18 protein-coding genes are annotated in these 19,293 nt (G+C 59.2%); 7 read left to right on the top strand and 11 right to left on the bottom strand.

What is annotated here, in order from left to right; all coding sequences use genetic code 11:
- Positions 1-7 precede the first annotated feature (7 nt).
- Positions 8-346, bottom strand: a complete 339-nt coding sequence (locus M2422_RS17540; RefSeq protein WP_033146696.1) for a DUF5347 domain-containing protein — start codon at positions 344-346, stop codon at positions 8-10.
- A gap of 227 nt (positions 347-573) precedes the next feature.
- Here M2422_RS17540 and M2422_RS17535 point away from each other — a divergent pair, with 227 nt between their 5' ends.
- Positions 574-1,149, top strand: coding sequence for a phage repressor protein CI (locus M2422_RS17535; RefSeq protein ID WP_047060318.1), 576 nt, complete (start codon positions 574-576; stop codon positions 1,147-1,149).
- 282 nt (positions 1,150-1,431) lie between these two features.
- Positions 1,432-2,601: a DNA repair protein gene (locus tag M2422_RS17530; protein WP_033146698.1), complete on the top strand. Its 1,170-nt coding sequence runs from the start codon at positions 1,432-1,434 to the stop codon at positions 2,599-2,601.
- On the opposite strand, the gene M2422_RS17525 is transcribed toward M2422_RS17530, so the two are convergent.
- Entirely contained in the window at positions 2,602-3,366 is a 765-nt protein-coding gene (locus tag M2422_RS17525; protein WP_064673342.1) for a siderophore-interacting protein, read from the bottom strand.
- Between the two features lie 147 nt (positions 3,367-3,513).
- Here M2422_RS17525 and M2422_RS17520 point away from each other — a divergent pair, with 147 nt between their 5' ends.
- Positions 3,514-4,008 carry a PadR family transcriptional regulator gene (locus M2422_RS17520; protein ID WP_029741394.1) on the top strand — a complete coding sequence of 165 codons (495 nt, stop codon included), beginning with the start codon at positions 3,514-3,516 and terminating at the stop codon, positions 4,006-4,008.
- Here the strand turns inward: M2422_RS17520 and M2422_RS17515 are convergent.
- Both M2422_RS17515 and M2422_RS17510 read right to left on the bottom strand, forming a co-directional pair.
- Positions 4,005-5,564: a methyl-accepting chemotaxis protein gene (locus M2422_RS17515; RefSeq protein ID WP_023333505.1), complete on the bottom strand. Its 1,560-nt coding sequence runs from the start codon at positions 5,562-5,564 to the stop codon at positions 4,005-4,007. The genes M2422_RS17520 and M2422_RS17515 overlap by 4 nt on opposite strands.
- Before the next feature lie 337 nt (positions 5,565-5,901).
- Complete coding sequence (locus M2422_RS17510) at positions 5,902-7,422, bottom strand: PAS domain-containing methyl-accepting chemotaxis protein (protein ID WP_064673343.1); 1,521 nt, start codon at positions 7,420-7,422, stop codon at positions 5,902-5,904.
- 435 nt (positions 7,423-7,857) lie between these two features.
- On the opposite strand from M2422_RS17510, the gene ygjG reads away from it, so the two are divergent.
- Positions 7,858-9,237 (top strand): putrescine aminotransferase, encoded by a 1,380-nt coding sequence (gene ygjG / locus M2422_RS17505; RefSeq protein WP_023309267.1) that lies wholly within the window; start codon positions 7,858-7,860, stop codon positions 9,235-9,237.
- Between the two features lie 83 nt (positions 9,238-9,320).
- Here ygjG and M2422_RS17500 read toward each other — a convergent pair whose 3' ends face one another.
- Positions 9,321-9,923, bottom strand: coding sequence for a helix-turn-helix domain-containing protein (locus M2422_RS17500; protein WP_064673344.1), 603 nt, complete (start codon positions 9,921-9,923; stop codon positions 9,321-9,323).
- A 42-nt stretch (positions 9,924-9,965) separates the two neighbouring features.
- On the opposite strand from M2422_RS17500, the gene M2422_RS17495 reads away from it, so the two are divergent.
- Positions 9,966-10,655 (top strand): B3/4 domain-containing protein, encoded by a 690-nt coding sequence (locus M2422_RS17495; protein WP_064673345.1) that lies wholly within the window; start codon positions 9,966-9,968, stop codon positions 10,653-10,655.
- 55 nt (positions 10,656-10,710) lie between these two features.
- Here the strand turns inward: M2422_RS17495 and lsrG are convergent, their stop codons facing one another.
- The 6 genes from lsrG to lsrA are packed head-to-tail and all read right to left on the bottom strand — an operon-like array spanning position 10,711 to position 16,396.
- Positions 10,711-11,004, bottom strand: a complete 294-nt coding sequence (lsrG, locus tag M2422_RS17490; protein WP_033146706.1) for a (4S)-4-hydroxy-5-phosphonooxypentane-2,3-dione isomerase — start codon at positions 11,002-11,004, stop codon at positions 10,711-10,713.
- Positions 11,001-11,888 (bottom strand): 3-hydroxy-5-phosphonooxypentane-2,4-dione thiolase, encoded by an 888-nt coding sequence (lsrF, locus tag M2422_RS17485; protein WP_048981229.1) that lies wholly within the window; start codon positions 11,886-11,888, stop codon positions 11,001-11,003. Before lsrF ends, lsrG begins: the two co-directional genes overlap by 4 nt.
- An 11-nt stretch (positions 11,889-11,899) precedes the next feature.
- On the bottom strand, positions 11,900-12,901 hold the full coding sequence (lsrB, locus tag M2422_RS17480) for an autoinducer 2 ABC transporter substrate-binding protein LsrB (RefSeq protein ID WP_033146708.1): 1,002 nt from the start codon (positions 12,899-12,901) through the stop codon (positions 11,900-11,902).
- A gap of 1 nt (position 12,902) precedes the next feature.
- Positions 12,903-13,880, bottom strand: a complete 978-nt coding sequence (lsrD, locus tag M2422_RS17475; protein ID WP_064673346.1) for an autoinducer 2 ABC transporter permease LsrD — start codon at positions 13,878-13,880, stop codon at positions 12,903-12,905.
- On the bottom strand, positions 13,881-14,912 hold the full coding sequence (gene lsrC / locus M2422_RS17470; protein WP_064673347.1) for an autoinducer 2 ABC transporter permease LsrC: 1,032 nt from the start codon (positions 14,910-14,912) through the stop codon (positions 13,881-13,883). It lies immediately after the preceding gene.
- A complete protein-coding gene (lsrA, locus tag M2422_RS17465) occupies positions 14,909-16,396 on the bottom strand; it encodes an autoinducer 2 ABC transporter ATP-binding protein LsrA (RefSeq protein ID WP_064673348.1) in 1,488 nt (495 codons plus the stop codon). Before lsrA ends, lsrC begins: the two co-directional genes overlap by 4 nt.
- A 215-nt stretch (positions 16,397-16,611) precedes the next feature.
- On the opposite strand from lsrA, the gene lsrR reads away from it, so the two are divergent.
- Both lsrR and lsrK read left to right on the top strand, forming a co-directional pair.
- Positions 16,612-17,583, top strand: coding sequence for a transcriptional regulator LsrR (gene lsrR / locus M2422_RS17460; RefSeq protein WP_064673349.1), 972 nt, complete (start codon positions 16,612-16,614; stop codon positions 17,581-17,583).
- Positions 17,584-17,615: 32 nt separating this feature from the next.
- Positions 17,616-19,214: an autoinducer-2 kinase gene (gene lsrK, locus M2422_RS17455; protein ID WP_064673350.1), complete on the top strand. Its 1,599-nt coding sequence runs from the start codon at positions 17,616-17,618 to the stop codon at positions 19,212-19,214.
- Positions 19,215-19,293 lie beyond the last annotated feature (79 nt).

The following is a 19,293-nucleotide window of genomic DNA, read 5'->3' as shown; positions in this document are numbered from 1 at the left end:
GGTTGGGTTATATCGGCATGGTCAGCCGTTCAGGAAATAAACTCACGACAGCACGAAAATGATTCATGGCGTTAATCAGCGCCCTTTTCTCCTCTGTGGTTAGCTCACTGAGCTCGCACTCATGACGGGCGACGGGCAATCTCGCCAGGAAAAAGAGGGCGGCCAGCGCCCTGCTGTTCTCCTCAAAACAGGGATCGCGCTTATCGCGCAGCTCAGCCATAAACCGCGCCAGCTCTTTTCCGCTATCGCTCCCGTATCGGGCGCGCAGTTCAGCGATGTGGTTAAGCCCGCTAAGGCGAGCTCCCACGCTAAGTGGAACCCTTGCACGGGCAGCTTCTATCGCCATATCTCCCCACGCGTAAACTCACGCACGCTAGTGCGCTGAAAACGGGCACAGCACGGTTTTTTCCGCCGTTTGATGATTGCGATTTCAGATGCCATGCTGCATGATTCCCATTTTGATAATGTCTGCAATCATTAGCCTCTGTTTGCCAACGCCTGCCGCTGATTGCCCGAATTTGTAATGATACTAATACCCAAATGAGTATTAGTAAACACCCAAAGGAATATATTTTGATTTTAGATTCTCAAGTGAATAATGAAGAGTTACTCGATAGAATCTGTCAGGTATATGGTTTCACGCAGAAAATCCAGCTGGCCCGGCACTTTAATATCGCCGCCAGCTCGCTTCAGAACCGCTACGCGCGCGGTACCGTCTCTTACGACTTTGCGGTTCAGTGCGCGCTGGACACCGGCGCCAGCCTTCGCTGGCTGATGACCGGACAAGGTGCACAGTTTGAAGGTCACCCCGCACCGGGCGATCCGGTTTCGGTTTCCACATTCACACTGAGTGATGGAAAGCTGGAAGAAAATACCACTTTGAGTATTGACTCTGGTTTCTTTAGCAAACCGCTGGCTCGCGGCATCGCCGTTCGGGCGGAGGGAAAGCTGCACTTTATTGAAAAAGAAGCATCGTTAACCGACGGCCTGTGGCTGGTTGAGATTGAAGGCACTGCCAGCATCCGCGACCTCACGCTGCTGCCGGGTAAAAAACTCCACGTGGCGGGCGGCAAGGTTCCGTTTGAATGCGGTATCGACGAGATAAAAACGGTGGGTCGCGTAGTGGGGATTTACAGCGAGGTTAATTGAGGGTGGGTCGGATGCATTCGCCACCAAAGGTGGGGCGCTCGCTTTCGGGTAGGACACGGAAAAACCCGAGGCAGGGGAAAAAGAGGATCGACGCACATTAACAGGGCTGGTGAAGGTGTGGCATGTCGCTCTATCGGGTTTACCCCATAATGAGAGCACCACACATCAACTCATTAAAGAAATCCCCCATCGCGCCGATCATCATCCGTGTGTATTATTTCCTGTAGCTTTTACAACAACTAACCTTAACTCAAATACTTAAGCGCCAAAGCGAAAGGCATCATGAGCACACCGATCAAACGGCTAGAAATCATTAAAAATGCCATTGAACTGGAAGATGACGACATCATCCAGAGCCAGCTGACACGCCTGAAAAATGAAGCGTTTGACGATGAGCTACAGGCAATCGTCGTGGCGCTTGAGGAGAAGAACTACACCGCTGCGATGGCGGCAATTACCGCCTGGCTGCAGGGCCAGCGCGCCGTAACCCAGTGGCGAGATCCGCAGGTGGCCGCCAGCAAGCTGGAGCTGAAGGCGCTGGAAGAGCGTCTGCGCGATCTGATTGACCGCCGCAACGCCCGGGTGCAGCAGCTTGATGAGTTCAACGATCTCTATTTCTCTCGACTCGGACCGCTGATGCAGCAGATCCTCGCCCTGCGTAAAACGCTGGCCGAGCTCAATCTGCGCCGTCAGCAGGCGGAAGCGCGTCGTCGCGAGGAAGATTACCGTCGCTGCCAGCGCTATATGGCGCAGGCGGTAGAGGTGCTGGCGACGCTCACCCAACGCTGGCGCGATCTCCCGGCCGACTCCGTGCAGGCCGCTGAGGCGCGTAAGCATCTGGAACAGCAAAGCAATCTGATTGCCAACCTGCTGGCCGAAGCGCTGGAGCTGGAGAGCGGCTTAACGCGCGAAGAGGAGCCTGCGCGTCAGGCGCGCGACGACGCTAACGAAGAGTACGAGAAATATCGCGAGCAGCATCACGATGCCGAAGTGCGGCTGCGCAAGGGCAAGGATCTTTCGGAAGAGGATCGGAACGAGCTCAAGCGCCTCTGGCGGCAGGCGAGCAAGCTCTGCCATCCGGATCTGGTGGCGGACGACCTGAAAGAGGAAGCTAACGCGATGATGGTCCAGCTCAACCAGGCGAAGCAGCGTGGCGACGTTAAAACCATTCGCTCACTGGTGGCCCGGCTGCAGCAGGGCTTTGAGCCATTGATGGCAAGCGACAGGCTGAACGATCTGGAACGTATCCGCAAAAAAATGGCGCAGGTTCGCGAGCAAATCGACATTTTAGTGAACGAGCTGGCGGAGCTGGAGAAAGAGGAATCCTGGCTTCTGGTCTCGTCGCTGAACAATATGGAAGCTTACTTCGCTCAGCAGGAGAAAGCGCTGCACGAGGTCCGCGCCTCGCTCGAACATCAGGTGAGCGAAGCGCAGCTGGATTCCGCCGCCTGATTATCTGGCGTGCCAGTATGCGCTGGCACGCACCAGCTGCTGGTCAATAGCGTCGGTTTCAAACTGACGGCTCAGCGTCTTCACCACCTTCCCTTCCCCGGTCAGCCAGATGAAGTAATCTTCCTCTGGAACGGTCAGCGCCGCCAGATGGTCCGCTACCGCCTGCTCGCTGTGGCCCACCACCCAGGTGAAGTTGAATTCACTCAGGTGCGCCAGATACGCCTTATAAGAATCGTCCCCGACCGTCACAACCGCATGAATTTCCGGGCGAACCGGCAGTTTAGCAATGCTCTCCAGGCGTCGACGCAGCGCGGGCATGCCGGACTCGTCGCACACGTACAGCTGCCAGGCGTAATCCTCCGGCACCACCAGCGAACCGCGCGGGCCGCCGATGGTCAGCCTGTCTCCCGCTTTCGCCTCGACCGCCCAGCGGCTGGCAATGCCGCCGTCGTGAATGAAGAAATCGAGTACCAGCTCATGGTTTGCCTCGTCGTACAGCGGCGTATAGTCGCGCGTCTGAGGACGTACGCCGTCACCCCAGTCGATGCCTTCATCGGTGACCACCGGCGGTACAAATACCGTCCCAGGAGCCGGGAAAAAGACTTTTGTATGGTCGTCGAAACCGCGGGAACTAAAGCCCTCCAGCTGCTCGCCGCCTAAAACAATGCGCTGGAAACCCGCGCTGGCGCGCTCAACGCGGAGCACCGTCAGCTCGCGAAAGCGCAGGTCATTACGAACACGCTGTGGGTAACGGGTAGATGCCATTTTTAGCCCCTTATCTGGTGAATACGATATATCTAAATCAATTTTCAAATGATAATGATTACTAATAAGTAAAAATGCAAGATCTTTTAGATTGCATCTGAATATATCTTAGATATAGTTTAGATATATCAAATTGAGAGAACTACTATGCGACACGAACACGACAGCGGCGGGCGCCGACCGCGCTTTTTCGGCCACGGCGATCTGCGGCTGGTGATTCTGGATATCCTGACCCGCAGCGCGAGCCACGGCTACGAGCTGATCAAAGAGATCGAGAATCTGACCCAGGGGAACTACACCCCGAGCCCAGGAGTGATCTACCCGACCCTGGATTATCTTCAGGATCAGACCTTTATCACCATTACGGAAGAAGAGAACGGTCGTAAGACGATTACGATTACCGCTGAGGGACAACGCTGGCTGGACGAAAACCGGGAGCAGCTGGAACAGATCCAGGTGCGTATCAAAGCGCGTTCCGTCGGTTTTCAGCTCCGCAAAAACCCGCAGATGAAGCGGGCGCTGGATAACTTCAAAGCGGTGTTAGACCTGAAGGTGAATCAGGGAGAGCTCAGCGACGCGCAGCTCAAGCAGATTATCGGCGTTATTGACCGCGCGGCGCTCGAGATCTCCCAGCTGGACTAAGCCGGAGCGTGCTCGCTCACGCGGAAGACGCGTACCAGCTCCTTCAGGTGCATCGCCTGTTCGTTAAGCGATGCTGCCGCCGCCACAGACTCCTCCACCAGCGCGGAGTTCTGCTGGGTGGTGGCGTCAATCAGGCCAATCGCGCTGTTAATCTGCGAGATACCTTCCGTCTGCTCGTGGCTGGCCTGGCGGATTTCGCGCAGGATCACGTCCATCTCTTCCACGTTGCCGACCATCCCGTTGATCAGCGCACTCGCTTTTTCAACCAGGTTCATCCCGTCCTGGGTCTGGCTGGTAGAGCTCTCAATCAGCTCGCGGATTTCGCTGGCAGATGACGCGCTCTTCTGGGCAAGCTGGCGAACTTCACCCGCCACCACCGCAAAGCCGCGACCGTGCTCGCCGGCGCGCGCCGCTTCCACCGCCGCGTTCAACGCCAGAATATTGGTCTGGAAAGCAATAGCGTCGATCAGGTCGATAATGTCGGACATTCGGTTCGATGTTTCGTTAATCAGGCGCATTTTGCTGGTCACCTGCTTCATCATCTCGCCGTTGTTTTTGACCACCGTGGCGGCATCCGCCGAGAGGTTGGTCGCTTCCCCGGTATGCGAGGCGGTATTTTTCACCGTCGCGGTGATCTGCTCCATCGAGGCGGCGGTCTGTTCTACAGAACTTGCCTGCTCTTCCGTGCGCGCGGCCAGATCCTGGTTCCCGGCGACAATCTGCGCGGCTGCGCTGGAGATATTCTCCGAGCCGGTTTGCACCTGCTGCACGATGTCCAGCAGTCGCGTTTTCATCTCCATCAGCGCATGCAGCAGCAGACCCGTTTCGTCTTTACCATGTGGCGTGATGCTGCCCGTCAGATCGCCCTCAGAAATGGCTTTTGCAAAATGCACCGCCTCGCCGAGCGGACGAGTGATAGCGCGCACGATAAACCAGCCAATCAGGCTGCCTGCCGCAACGCTAAAAAGCGTGAGCAGGATCAGCAGCAGGCGGTTAGACCTGAAATCCCCTTCCACCTGCGCGCCGGCACTCTGCATCTCGCTGTTTTGAATGGTAATCAGCTCCTTCACCTTCGCTTTATAAGCCTGCTGCACGGCGAGGGTGGTGGTCATCATCTCCTGAATAGCGCCCGCACGATTGTTGTTCTGCACCGCCTGCAGAATGCGGTAGCGCGAGTCCAGATACTGCTGGCGCACGCTGCGGATCTCCGCCAGAACCTGCTGAGACTTTTGATCCTGCAACGCGTTGTTCAGCTCGCCCAGGATCACCGTGATGTGCTCGCTGATCTCTTTCAGGCGCTGCTGAGATTGCCCCGTATAGGTGCCCTGCTCGTCCAGCAGCATCAGCTGTTGAGTGCTAATAAATTCCTGGAAATTATCGATTAACTGGTTCGCTTTTACCGTGGTCGGATAATCGCTGGTAATAATCGATTGCATCCCGTTATTAGCCCGGTTCAGGCTCAGCAGAGACAGGCTCGCGCTGATGGCCATCAGGACAATAAAGAACCCAAACGCCAGAAATAATTTCGTGCCGATCTTTACGTCATGTAAGAACATATTTTCTCCATCGATGTGATTATTTCTCAGACGATCGCTGTTATCGGTAACGATTTCGCTAACTTTATGAGTTTGATCGTTTTTTTATTTCATAACCCCCGCAATGCATAGGTGTAGGCTATTAATATGGCCTCATCGATCGTTACCAGACCGTCAAACGGGGTATTTTCGAAATAGCATTCTGAAGAACTGACTTAGGCAGGAATAAATAACTGAGGCACTTTCTTTAGTTATTTAATATTAAATTAACAATAAACCACATTAATAGTCACAATCAGAAAAATAAAACGCCGCTTATTCCTTACGAAATAAACGGCTTTTTTGGAACATTACTGACTTAGTGGAGCACAGTCACCGCATCCTTGAGGCGTCCGGCGCGGTGCTTCACCATTGCAGAAATGTGGGCGCTCTCCTCGACCAGGTCGGCGTTTTTCTGCGTGATGCTGTCGAGTTCGGCCACCGCGCGGGTCAACTCTGACAGCCCGGTGGCCTGCTCGGAGGTCGCGTGGCTGATCTGGGCGATAAGCTGCGTCACGTTTTTCACCTGCACCACGATATCATCCATCGTGCGGCCTGCGGCGTGAACCTGCTCAGAGCCGGACTGCACCTTGCTGGCGCTGGCATCAATCAGTTTACGAATATCATTGGCGGCACTGGCGCTGCGGCTGGCGAGATGGCGCACTTCGCCCGCGACCACGGCAAAACCTTTTCCCTGCTCTCCTGCCCTTGCCGCTTCAACCGCCGCGTTCAGCGCCAGAATGTTGGTCTGGAAAGCGATATCGTTAATCAGGGAGGTAATCGAGCCAATCCGCTGCGTGCTGTCGGCAATGTCATCCATGGTTTTGACCACGGTCTGCATCGCGTTGCCCCCTTTCGTGGCCGCGCTGCTCGCGGCCACGGAGAGTTTATCCACCTCGGCGGCAGTTTCAGAGTTACTCTGAACGGAAGCGGCCATCTGGTTCATTGTTGCAACGGTCTGCTGCACGTTCGCCACGGTCTGACGCGTGCGATCGTTCAGATCTTCATTTCCCTGTGCCAGCCTGTCGCTGCCGTCACGGACGCTCACCACCTGGCTCGAGACGTCATTGATTAACCAGCGGCACATCAGGCCCAGCTGCCCGACCGCGCGCAGCGTCAGCCCCAGCTCGTCGCTGCGGTTCAGATGCTGCACGCTGTTGCGCTCACCGGTTGCGACCTTCAGCGCCTGTTGCGCCACATTCTCTACCGGGCGGACAATCTGTTGCTCAAACAGCAGCGTTCCCAGCAGCATCACCACCGCGGCAGCAACGAGCGGCATCCACCCGGCGGAAGTCGCGATCAGCGTGGCGGCGAGAACGGCAAAAAGCGCCGCCATCACGCTGCGCACGCGCCAGCGCAGCGGCATTGCCGGCAGTTTACCCAGCCAGCCTTTTCCAACCACCAGCCCCTTGTGCACACGTTTCTTACAGCTCCCGTCGTTCAGCGCCCGGTAGAGCGGCTCCACGGCCGCAATCTCTTCGGCTGTGGCTTTGGTGCGAATGGACATATAGCCCGTCACCTGCCCGCGGCGCACCATCGGCACCGCATTCGCACGCACCCAGTAGTGGTCGCCGTTTTTGCGCCTGTTTTTGACAATTCCGCTCCACGGCTCGCCCTGCTGCAGCGTGTACCACATATCGGCAAACGCGGCTTTTGGCATGTCGGGGTGGCGCACCATATTGTGCGGCTGGCCCGTCAGCTCATCGAGCTGGTAGCCGCTCACCTGCACAAAGGTGTCGTTGGCGTGTGTGATGTAGCTGTGGACGTCTGTGGTAGACATTAAGGTGGTGTCATCGTCCAGAGGATATTCATTCTGGGTGACATAGGTTGGAGAGGACATCGTGGGCATCCCTTGCAGGTTATTTGAATGTTAATTTTGTGGGTCAATGTTTTTTCGGCGGTAAACAATTTATCTTTAGTTGTTAAACTTGATGAAGATCGCAGATTTGACTTAAACCATACTTTTTGTACGATTTTATAATTCATTGATTTCAAATACTTTCGCAAAGAAATTACCTATAAAGCATGACCAGTTAATGCCCACTTAAGTTGCAGCCAATGCACTTCTTTAGTGCAGATGCGCTTTTCCGCCCTCATTTATCCTTTCTGTCCTGTACCGCTAAATCCCGTTTCGGTTGCTCCGGCATGATTAAATATTGTGCAACATTATTTTAACCTGGCGTTTATCCCGATTTTCGTTAAGTCATCTGAAGTGGCGTAATCCCTGCAATACTTAAACCAGTATCATGTGATACGCGATCCCCGGGAGCACATTTTGAACAGGTTACCTTCCAGCGCCTCGGCTCTTGCCTGTACCGCGCACGCACTGAATCTCATTGAGAAGCGAACGCTCGATCATGAGGAAATGAAACAACTTAACCGAGAGGTCATCGATTACTTTAAAGAGCACGTCAATCCAGGTTTTCTGGAGTATCGCAAATCTGTTACCGCCGGCGGGGATTACGGAGCCGTAGAGTGGCAAGCGGGGAGTCTTAACACGCTTGTCGACACCCAGGGACAGGAGTTTATCGATTGCCTGGGTGGTTTTGGTATCTTCAACGTGGGGCACCGTAATCCAGTTGTGGTTTCCGCCGTACAGAATCAACTTGCGAAACAACCTCTCCATAGCCAGGAACTGCTCGACCCGCTTCGCGCTATGCTCGCGAAAACGCTGGCGGCCTTAACGCCCGGCAAACTGAAGTACAGCTTCTTTAGCAACAGCGGCACGGAATCGGTCGAAGCGGCGATTAAACTCGCCAAAGCGTACCAGTCGCCGCGCGGGAAATTCACCTTTATCGCCACCAGCGGCGCGTTCCACGGTAAATCCCTGGGCGCACTGTCTGCTACCGCCAAATCCACCTTCCGCAAACCGTTTATGCCGCTGCTGCCGGGCTTCCGCCACGTGCCGTTTGGCGACATTAACGCCATGCGCACCGTGCTGAGTGAATGCCGTAAAACCGGTGATGACGTGGCGGCGGTGATCCTGGAGCCGATTCAGGGCGAAGGCGGCGTTATCCTCCCTCCGCAGGGCTATCTGCCCGCCGTGCGTCAGCTGTGCGATGAGTTTGGCGCGCTGCTGATCCTCGACGAAGTCCAGACCGGGATGGGGCGCACCGGCAAGATGTTTGCCTGCGAGCACGAAAACGTGCAGCCGGACATCCTGTGCCTGGCTAAGGCGCTCGGCGGCGGCGTGATGCCGATTGGTGCGACGGTTGCGACTGAAGAGGTCTTCTCGGTGCTGTTCGATAATCCGTTCCTGCATACCACCACCTTTGGCGGTAACCCGCTGGCCTGCGCGGCCGCGCTGGCAACCATCAACGTGCTGCTGGAGCAAAACCTGCCCGCGCAGGCGGAGCAGAAAGGCGACATGCTGCTGGACGGCTTCCGTCAGCTAGGCCGGGAGTATCCGGACCTGGTGCAGGACGCGCGTGGCAAAGGGATGCTGATGGCGATTGAGTTTGTCGATAACGAAACCGGCTATAGCTTCGCGAGCGAGATGTTCCGCCAGCGGGTGCTGGTCGCCGGAACGCTCAACAACTCGAAAACCATCCGCATCGAACCGCCGCTGACGCTGACGATTGAGCAGTGCGAGCAGGTGCTGAAAGCGGCGCGTAAAGCGCTGGCAGCGCTGCGAATAAGTGTGGAAGAGGCGTAATCAACGCCGGGTGGCGCTACGCTTACCCGGCCTACAAAATACTGCATGCAGGCCCGGTAAGCGTAGCGCCACCGGGCTGCTTTTTATCGGTGAAATTCCGCCACCGTCATGGTGAAGCGAAGCACGGTATCGCCTTCGTTCGCATATCCGTGCGCCGCTTCCGTTTTCGCCACCGCCGATGCGCCAGCGTTAACCTGGGTCACCGTCTCATCCACCGTCAACGTTAAAACGCCTTCGTTCACGTGCAGCAGCTCAAAGGTTCCCGCCGGGTGCCCCGGAGAGGTAAAGCGCTCTCCCGGCTGCATCTCCCACTGCCATAGCTCAATCATATCCGGGCCTGCGGTTCCCGCCAGCAGTCTGGCGCGTCCACCCTGTGCGCCCTGCCACAGCACCGGAATCGCGGCCTCTTCGATAACGTGCACCAGCGGCTCGCTGGATACGTTGACGATATCCGCTACGGAGATGCCGAGCGCGGCGGCCAGCTTGCACAAGATGGCGATACTGGGGTTGGCTGCGCCCTTTTCGATCTCCACCAGCATGCCTTTGCTAACGCCTGCCCGGCGGGACAGCTCGTCCAGAGACAGCTTTTTCTCTTTGCGCCAGTTGCGTATGCGGTTTGCCACGGCCAGGCTTACCTGGGCAACATTGGCACCCTGCGAAGTCATTATATTGACTTTATCAGTCATTGGTCACTACCATGGTATAAAACAGTCAATACAGGATTATTTATGTCTCTCGTTACGCCGTCAATAGATTCGCATCTTGCCGGGATTGCCCCGGGATTTCGGGCGCTGAGCATTCTGGTTGAAGCTGCGCCGATAACCCACCCCGAGGTTGCGCCCGCCGCGTTGGCGCAGGCCTGCCAGCAGATGTTGAATGATGATGTGCCATGGGCTGATGCACACCTTTCAGACTGGGATGAGGTGTTTAAAGCCTTCGGCGCGAAACCGAAACGCACGCCCTGCTCGGCATCTGCCCTGCGCAAGCGGGTACTGAAAGACGGTTCGCTGCCGTCGCTGGATCCGGTCGTAGATATCTATAACGCGGTGAGTATTCGCTATGCCATTCCGGTGGGCGGGGAAAATCTCGCGGCGTATTCGGGTGCGCCGCGTCTGACGCTGGCCGACGGCAGCGAGCCGTTTGATACCTTCAAAGAGGGACAACCAGTGATGGAACATCCGGAACCGGGCGAGGTTATCTGGCGCGACGATCTCGGCGTCACCTGCCGCCGCTGGAACTGGCGACAGGGGGTACGTACCCGTCTGGACAGGCAGGCACAATCCATGTGGTTTATTCTTGAAAGCCTGCCGTCGATGCCCCTTGCGGCACTGGAAGAGGCAGGAGAAGAACTGGTCAACAACCTGCAGCGGCTGATGCCGGGTGCCACGGCTCGGGTTCAGATGCTGGAGCTGGCCTGAAAAATGCCGGATGGCGCTAGCGCTTACCCGGCCTACAAAACCTTTATAACGCCTGTTACTCCGGCAACAGCCCCACAAAACTGCGTTTCTTGCGCGGCTCCGACATCAGCTCTTCGAGCTTATCCACGCACGCCAGATAGTGCGGGGTTTGCTTGTGCGCCAGCACCGCCTCTTCGTCTTTATAGGCTTCGTAGATAAAGAACCGGGTCTTCACCCTCGGGTCCTGCAATACGTCAAAACGCAGGTTTCCCGACTCCTGGATTGCCCCCTCGTGGTTAGCGCGAAACACCTCCAGAAACTCGTCTACCCGCTCGGGCTTAATGTTGATCTCCACCAGCGTCACGTTCATTTTGCTTCTCCCTGTTTCTCATCCTGCCAGAACTGGAACGCATCGCGGGCGTTCCAGTTCTCGTGAACCACTTTTTTCACCGCCTTCAGCATGGCGAGCGGCGCGCTGGACTGGAAGATGTTGCGTCCCATATCCACGCCCGACGCCCCCTGATCGATAGCCCGCCAGCACATCTCCAGCGCCTCGTGCTCCGGCAGCTTTTTGCCCCCGGCGATCACAATCGGCACCGGGCAGCTGGCGGTCACTTTTTCAAAGCCCTCGTCCACGTAGTAGGTTTTGACGAACTGCGCCCCCATTTCGGCGGCGATGCGGCTGGCCAGCGAGAAATAGCGCGCGTCGCGCGCCATCTCTTTCCCCACGCCCGTCACCGCCAGCGTCGGCATACCGTAGCGCGCGCCCGCATCGACAAGCTTGATGATGTTGTTGATCGACTGATGCTCAAACTCGCTGCCGATATACACCTGCGCCGCCACCGCGCAGACGTTCAGGCGCAGCGCGTCCTCCATCGCCACCGCCACGCACTCGTTGGACAGTTCGCCCAGAATCGAGTTACCGCCGGAGGCGCGCAGCACCACCGGTTTGTTCGTGGCGGCTGGCACCTGACTCCTGAGGATGCCGCGGGTGCACATCAGCACGTCGGTTTCGCCAAACAGCGGCGCGATGGAGAGGTCGATACGCTCAAGCCCGGTGGTCGGCCCCTGAAAGTAGCCGTGGTCAAAGGCCAGCATCACCGTGCGGTTGCTCTGCGGGTTGAAGATGCGCGCAAGCCTGGACTGCATGCCCCAGTCCAGCGAGCCGCAGCCCTTCAGGGTGTACGGCACATTCTGCTGCGCCGTGCCGATGCCAAAATCCTTGCCGTCTTTGATGTCGTCTAAATCAGCCATTTGCTCCCCCGTCAGAAATCGTATTTGCTGATGTTCTCTTTGGTGAACACCACGCGCTCCGGCAGCAGCACGATGCCGTTGCCCTTCGCCTCATACTGGTAGCCCTGCACGCTGTTCGGCTCGACCTTCAGCGCGCCGATATTTTTTACGTCCACGCTGTCGCCGACGTTAAGATCGCCTTTTTTCAGCAGGCGATCGGCGACGTTGACCGCAATTTTGCCCTGTTGTACTACATCCCACAGGCCGAAGGCTTTCACCGTGCCGCGCTCAACGTACGGGCGCATCACGTTCGGCGTGCTGAAGCCGACAATCGCCACCCCTTCCCGCTTCAGGTTTTCCGCCGCCTGCGCCGCCGCTGGAAGCGCGTTGGCGTCCGGGGCGATAATCGCATCCAGATCCGGATACGCTTTTAAGATCCCTTCGGCGGTTTGCAGGGATTTGGTGGCGTCGTTATAGCCAAACTGGGTCGTCACGACCTGCCACTGGGGGTGATCTTTCTCGATTTTGGCCTTCGCCTCTTTCACCCACTGGTTCTGGTCGGTGACGGTCGGGCTTGAGTAGAAGAACGCCACTTTAGCGTTCGGTTTGGTGACCTGTTTGCCCGCCATCTCCACCAGCAGGCCGCCCAGCTGCTCCGGCGTCCCCTGGTTGATGTAGATGCTGCGGCACTCCGGTTTGGTGTCGGAATCCCAGGTCAGGACCTTGACGCCGCGCTGCATCGCGCGCTTGAGCGCCGGGCAGAGGCCGTCCGGCGACACGGCGGAGACGATAATGGCGTTATAGCCCTGGTTAACGAAGTTATTGATGAGCTGCACCTGCCCGGAGACGCTCGGCTCGGTTGGGCCGTCGTAGGTCACGTCCACGCCGAGATCTTTCCCCGCCTCTTTCGCGCCGTTGCCGCCGCTGGTGAAGAACCCGACGCCCACCAGCTTCGGGATAAAGGCGATGCGGTCCGCCGCCTGCGCCGAGGCGAAGCTGAGGGCCATTGCCAGGACTATCAGTTTTGTTTTCATCTTACGCTCCGGATAGTTTTCTAAAGAGAGAACGCACCCACTCGCGGTGCAGACTCAGCGAACGTCCCATCACCACCACAACCAGCAGCGCCCCTGACAGCGCGCTCGACACCTGGTTAGGGATGCCGACCATCTGTAAACCCTGCTGCAGATACCCCACCAGCAGCGCCGCCAGCGCCGTACCGACAACCGAACCTGACCCGCCGTAGATATTGGCCCCGCCGAGCACGGCGGCGGTGAGCGCAGGCATCAGCAAATCGCGCCCCAGATCCGAACGCGCGGAGCCGAAATAGGAGACCATCACCAGCGCGGCAATCGCCGAGGCCACGCCCACCAGCCCGTACAGCGCGTAGGGCATGCCGTTCACCGACAGCGCCGCATAGCGCGCCGCGCGCGGGTTTTGCCCGATCAAAAACAGGTGACGACCAAAGCGCCCGCGGTGGGTAATCAGCCAGAAGAAAACCGTAATCACCGCGAACAGCACCAGCGGGATCGGCAGGCCCAGCACCGTGAGGTTAGCGAACGCCGTGAAGCCGTCCGGGAAGCCGCCGATGCCCTCGTAGCCCGTCGCGCCCGCCATGCCGGAGAGCAGCAGCGCGCCGCCGCCGTAGAGGTAAAGCGTGCCGAGGGTGATGACTAAAGGACTAATGCCGGTGTAGTGGATCAGCGCCGCATTCAGCAGTCCGCACAGCAGGCCGAGCAGCAGCGTCAATGGAATAGCGACCGCCATCGGCCACCCGGACTGCATCATCACGCCCAGCGCGATGGCGCACAGGCCGATAGTTGAGCCGAGGGAGATGTCGATCCCGCCGCTGATGATGACCAGCGTGAGCGGCAGCGCCACGATGCCGATGCAGATGAAGTCGCTGGTGCTGAACAGCAGCATGTTGACGTCGAGCATGCGCGGGTTGATGGCGCCAAAGAGAAGGATCTCCAGCACCAGTAAAATCAGCAGCGCGCTTTCCCAGTTAAGCCTCATTTACGCCACCTCTTTTTTGCGTTTGGGAAACGGGGTGACGTGCTTTCCCCCTTTGTTACCCGGCTGGAAGCGGCCGTACTTCAGCGCCCGCTGATGGCGCGCCAGCGCCTGGCGCAGACGCCCGTCGAGCACCAGCACGCCCAGCAGCACCAGCCCGGCGATAAAGTCGTTCCACCACGCCGGGAGCCTGAACAGCACCAGCACGGTGTCGATTTGGGTCAGGAAGAAGGCGCCGAGCAGCGCGCCAATCAGCGTGCCCGTGCCGCCCAGCAGCGAAATACCGCCGAGCACGCAGGCGGCGATGGCCTTCATCTCCAGCCCGCTGCCGGTCTGGTTGGGCACAAAGCCAATCTGCGCGGCAAAGACGATCCCGGCGCAGGCCGCCAGCATGCCGTTGAGGGTAAAGGCGATCATGCGGGTGCGGTTCACCGCCACGCCCAGCTGGCGCGCGGCGGCGAGGTTATCCCCCACCGCGTAGAAATCACGCCCGAACGCGGTGCGCGACAGCGTCCATGCGCCTGTGGCCGCGACGATCAACACCAGCATGCCGAGCGGCGAAATGCCGACGGCGGCAGGCTCAGAAAGGGATTTCAGCCCCGGCGGCAGCCCCTCAATCCACTTTCCGCCCGTCCAGAGCAGCATCGCCCCGCGGTACAGCCCCAGCGTGCCGAGGGTGGCGACAATCGCCGGGATGCGCAGCCCCACCACCAGGAACCCGTTGAACGCCCCGGCCAGCGCGCCAATAGACAGCGCGAAGAGAATGGAAACGGGCAGGCTGTAGCCGCTGTTCAGCGCCACGCCGACGGCAATGGCGGACAGCCCGACGGTTGAGCCAACGGACACGTCGATATTGCGGGTCAGCATCACCAGCGCGGCACCGATGGCCAGCAGGATCAGGATCTGCGAGCTGGCGAAAATCATCCCCAGCGTCTGTAAACTCAGGTAGGACGGATTCAGCGCCACCAGCACGGCGAATAGCGCCAGAATGGCGAGGAACGCGCTCAGCTCGCGGTTTTTCAGCAAGGTCTTCATGACTGCCCTCCGAATGCCAGCGCCATCATCCTGTCGAGGCTGACGGCGTGGCGCGGCAGCTCGCCGCTGAGCACGCCCTGATGCATCACCAGCACGCGGTCCGCAAGGCCCGGGAACTCGTCAAGATCGCTTGAGATCATCAGCACCGCCACGTTCTGCGCCGCCACGCTTTTTATCAGCTGGTAGATGTCGGCGCGCGCCGAGACGTCCACCCCGCGCGTCGGTTCATCGACGATCAGCAGTAAAGGGTTGGCCTCCAGACAGCGCGCCAGCAGCACCTTCTGCTGGTTGCCGCCGGAGAGCGTCCGCACGGTTTGATCCGCATGATTGAGCTTGATCCCCAGCGCCCGGTGATAGCGCTCCACCACCGCCGACTCCCGCTTGCGCTGCTGCCAAATCGATGGCTCGTTCAGCGCCACGGTGTTCCAGCGGATCGGCGCGTCGAGGAACAGGCCGGACACCTGCCTGTCTTCCGGCAGGTAGACCAGCCCTTTTTCCAGGCGTGAACTTACCGGCTCGGCGGTAAAGTCCTGATTCTCCAGCCAGACGCGTCCGCCGCGTACCGGCCGCAGGCCGTAGAGCGTTTCCGCAAACTCGGTGCGCCCGGATCCCACCAGCCCGGCCAGGCCGACGATCTCTCCGGCGTAGATCTCAAGGCTGAGATCGATAAACCCTTCCCCGGTGAGATCCTCTACCCGCAGCACCGGGAAATCCTGCGCCTGGGTGCGGCGGTTGCCCGGCAGCGCCAGCCACAGCTTTTGCGTATCGCTGAGGGATTTCTCCCGGCTTACCGGCGTCATGGCGGCGATCAGGGCGCTGTCGTCAAACTGCGCGGTTTCACCGCTCAGCACCACCGCGCCGTCGCGCATCACCGAGACGTGGCTTGCCAGCTGGCGAATCTCCGGCAGCTTGTGCGAGATAAAGACAATCCCGACGCCGAGTGCCTGCAGGGCGCGGATCTGGCGGAAAAGCCGCTCGGTTTCGCCCGGCGTGAGGGAGGCCGTGGGTTCGTCGAGGATCAGAATCCTGGCGTTGCGCATCAGACCGCGCAGGATCTCCACCATCTGCTGGTCCGCCACTTCCAGGGTGCTGGCAGTGGCGTCGAGGTTAAGCTGGCACTGGAGCTGCTGGAGCTTCTCCGCCAGGCGCTTTTCCCGATCGCGCTCGCGCGGCAGGCGGAACAGGATGTTTTCCCGCACCGTCAGGTTGGGGAACAGCAGCGGCTCCTGCGGCACCAGATAAATGCCTAACCCGTGCGCCTGAGCGGGCGTGAGCCGCGCATATGACTGCCCCTCGACAGAAAGTTCACCGCCGTCCGGCGTTTCGACCCCGGCGATGATCTTCATCAGCGTCGATTTTCCCGCGCCGTTTCCGCCCATCAGGGCGTGCACCTGGCCCGCAAGCAGCGTGAAATCTATGCCTTTTAGAACCGGCACGCCTGAGAACTGCTTGCTGATATTCCGCGCGTCGAGAAGTGGTGTCATCATCGCTCCGCTATTGAACAAATGATTTTTAGATTTAATAATGTTCAAAAGCGTAGACGGTGAACTATATTTACAACCGTGCAGGGATCACAGTTTTATCGATTGAGATACAGATAATCCAGAAACGATCTAAAAGATCCGTTTTGTCGCGTGGCTCACACTTTCCCTTCGCGTCATCACGAACATATGATCTAAATTTTTATAAGAGTTCAACTATGAGCGATAAACGCACTGCGGAAGAAGGACGGTTTGCCGGGCTGGCACTGGCGGAAGAGGAGCTGGTGGCGCGCGTGGCCTGGTGCTACTACCACGACGGATTAACCCAGAACGACATCGGCGAGCGACTCGGGCTGCCGCGCCTGAAGATCTCCCGCCTGCTGGAAAAAGGCCGTCAGTCCGGGGTGATCCGCGTGCAGATCAACTCCCGCTACGAGGGCTGCCTGGCGCTGGAGACCGAGCTACAGCAGCGCTTTGGCCTAAAGCTGGTGCGCGTGATGCCCGCGTTAAATACGCCGCCGATGAACGTGCGGCTCGGCATTGGCGCGGCGCAGTCGCTGATGGGCGTGCTGGAACTCGGCCAGCTGCTGGCGGTGGGATTTGGTGAAACCACCATGAGCAGCCTGCAGCACCTGAGCGGCTTTATCAGCTCGCAGCAGATCCGCCTGGTGACGCTCTCCGGCGGCGTCGGGCCGTACATGACCGGTATTGGCCAGCTGGACGCGGCCTGCAGCGTCAGCATGATCCCCGCCCCGCTTCGCGTGTCATCCGCAGAGGTGGCCGGGATCTTAAAACGCGAGACCAGCGTGCGGGACGTGATCCTCGCCGCGACCGCCGCCGACGTGGCGGTGGTCGGCATTGGTTCAGTGAACCAGCGCCGTGACGCCACGATACTGCGCTCCGGCTATATCAGCGAAGGTGAACAGCTGATGTATGCCCGCAAGGGCGCGGTCGGCGACATTCTCGGTTATTTCCTCAATGCCGAAGGGGAATGCGTCGAGGAGCTGGAGATCCACAAAGAACTGCTGGGCGTCACGCTCGATGAACTGGCGCAGCTGCCCACCATCGTTGGCGTGGCCGGAGGAGAAGAGAAAGCCGATGCGATTTATGCCGCACTGAAGGGTCGCCGTATCAATGGCCTGGTGACGGAGGAGACGACAGCCCGCGCGGTGCTGGCTCTGGCCGACTAAGAGCCGCCCTGCGCTAACAACGAGGCAAGCTCATGAGTTACCTTTTAGCGTTAGATGCAGGGACAGGCAGCGTTCGCGCCGTGATTTTCGATTTACAGGGCAACCAGATTGCCGTCGGTCAGGCCGAGTGGAAGCACCTGAGCGTGGAGAACGTGCCGGGATCGATGGAGTTCGATCTGGAGACCAACTGGCAGCTGGCCTGCCGGTGTATTTATCAGGCGCTGGAGCGCGCGCGCCTGAGCGCGGCGGATATTCAGTCCGTCGCCTGCTGCTCCATGCGCGAAGGGATCGTGCTGTACGACCGCGACGGCGAGGCCATCTGGGCCTGCGCCAACGTCGACGCCCGCGCCAGCCGCGAGGTGTCCGAACTCAAAGAGATCCACGACGATCGTTTTGAATCCGAGGTGTATGAGGTTTCCGGCCAGACGCTGGCGCTGAGCGCCATGCCGCGCCTGCTGTGGCTGGCGCACCATCGTCCTGACATCTACCGTAAAGCCGCCACCATCACCATGATCAGCGACTGGCTGGCGGCGAAGCTTTCCGGCGAGCTGGCTGTCGACCCGTCTAACGCGGGCACCACCGGCATGCTGGATCTCTTCTCCCGCGACTGGCGTCCGGCGCTGCTCGACATGGCCGGGCTGCGCGCAGATATCCTCTCCCCGGTGAAAGAGACCGGCACCGTGCTGGGCGCGATTACCAAAGAGGCCGCCCAGCAGAGCGGCCTGCGCGAAGGCACCCCGGTGGTGATGGGCGGCGGCGACGTGCAGCTGGGCTGCCTGGGGCTGGGCGTGGTTCGCGCCGGACAGACGGCGGTGCTGGGCGGTACCTTCTGGCAGCAGGTTGTCAATCTGCCGCAGGTGCGTACCGACCCCGAGATGAACATCCGCGTGAACCCGCACGTTATCCCCGGCATGGCGCAGGCGGAGTCGATCAGCTTCTTTACCGGGCTGACCATGCGCTGGTTCCGCGACGCCTTCTGCGCCGAGGAAAAGCTGATTGCCGAGCGGATGGGGATGGACACCTATTCCCTGCTGGAAGAGATGGCGAGCCGCGTGCCGGCGGGCTCCCACGGGGTGATGCCGATCTTCTCCGACGCGATGCATTTCAAGCAGTGGTACCACGCCGCGCCGTCGTTCATTAACCTTTCCATCGACCCGGAAAAGTGCAACAAAGCGACGCTGTTCCGCGCCCTGGAGGAGAACGCGGCGATTGTCTCGGCCTGCAACCTGGCGCAGATTTCGCGCTTCTCCGGCGTGACGTTTGAAAGCCTGGTGTTTGCGGGCGGCGGGGCCAAAGGCGCCCTGTGGAGCCAGATTTTAAGCGACGTCACCGGGCTGCCGGTGCGCGTGCCGGAAGTGAAAGAGGCGACGGCGCTCGGCTGCGCGATTGCCGCAGGTGCGGGCGCGGGGCTGTTTGCGGATATGGCCTCGACGGGCGAGCGGCTGGTGAAGTGGAGCCGCGAGTTCACGCCGAACCCGCAGCACCGCGAGCTGTACGACGGCATGATGCAGAAATGGCAGGCGGTGTACGCCGACCAGCTCGGGCTGGTGGACAGCGGGCTGACGACGTCGATGTGGCAGGCACCGGGGTTAGTAAAAACCCACACCCCTCACCCTGCCCCTCTCCCCTGAGGGGAGAGGGAAAAATCAGATCGAGCCAATTCTTTGAGACCGCACCAGCCAGTCCCTTCTCCCCTTTGGGGAGAGGGTT

The sequence above is a fragment of the Enterobacter sp. SLBN-59 genome (genome assembly GCF_024807915.1).
GTDB lineage: Bacteria > Pseudomonadota > Gammaproteobacteria > Enterobacterales > Enterobacteriaceae > Enterobacter > Enterobacter asburiae_B.
The sequence above is the reverse complement of the archived record's forward strand: the minus strand, read 5'-3'. Positions and strand labels throughout refer to the sequence as shown.

Coding starts and splice junctions, on each gene's coding strand:
- lsrG (WP_033146706.1), bottom strand. CDS start 11,004: ATGAACGTGACGCTGGTGGAGATCAACATTAAGCCCGAGCGGGTAGAC.
- lsrR (WP_064673349.1), top strand. CDS start 16,612: ATGAGCGATAAACGCACTGCGGAAGAAGGACGGTTTGCCGGGCTGGCA.
- M2422_RS17520 (WP_029741394.1), top strand. CDS start 3,514: ATGCGACACGAACACGACAGCGGCGGGCGCCGACCGCGCTTTTTCGGC.
- lsrB (WP_033146708.1), bottom strand. CDS start 12,901: ATGAAAACAAAACTGATAGTCCTGGCAATGGCCCTCAGCTTCGCCTCG.
- M2422_RS17540 (WP_033146696.1), bottom strand. CDS start 346: ATGGCGATAGAAGCTGCCCGTGCAAGGGTTCCACTTAGCGTGGGAGCT.
- M2422_RS17525 (WP_064673342.1), bottom strand. CDS start 3,366: ATGGCATCTACCCGTTACCCACAGCGTGTTCGTAATGACCTGCGCTTT.
- lsrF (WP_048981229.1), bottom strand. CDS start 11,888: ATGGCTGATTTAGACGACATCAAAGACGGCAAGGATTTTGGCATCGGC.
- lsrD (WP_064673346.1), bottom strand. CDS start 13,880: ATGAGGCTTAACTGGGAAAGCGCGCTGCTGATTTTACTGGTGCTGGAG.
- M2422_RS17515 (WP_023333505.1), bottom strand. CDS start 5,564: ATGTTCTTACATGACGTAAAGATCGGCACGAAATTATTTCTGGCGTTT.
- M2422_RS17495 (WP_064673345.1), top strand. CDS start 9,966: ATGTCTCTCGTTACGCCGTCAATAGATTCGCATCTTGCCGGGATTGCC.
- lsrA (WP_064673348.1), bottom strand. CDS start 16,396: ATGACACCACTTCTCGACGCGCGGAATATCAGCAAGCAGTTCTCAGGC.
- M2422_RS17510 (WP_064673343.1), bottom strand. CDS start 7,422: ATGTCCTCTCCAACCTATGTCACCCAGAATGAATATCCTCTGGACGAT.
- M2422_RS17500 (WP_064673344.1), bottom strand. CDS start 9,923: ATGACTGATAAAGTCAATATAATGACTTCGCAGGGTGCCAATGTTGCC.
- M2422_RS17530 (WP_033146698.1), top strand. CDS start 1,432: ATGAGCACACCGATCAAACGGCTAGAAATCATTAAAAATGCCATTGAA.
- lsrC (WP_064673347.1), bottom strand. CDS start 14,912: ATGAAGACCTTGCTGAAAAACCGCGAGCTGAGCGCGTTCCTCGCCATT.
- lsrK (WP_064673350.1), top strand. CDS start 17,616: ATGAGTTACCTTTTAGCGTTAGATGCAGGGACAGGCAGCGTTCGCGCC.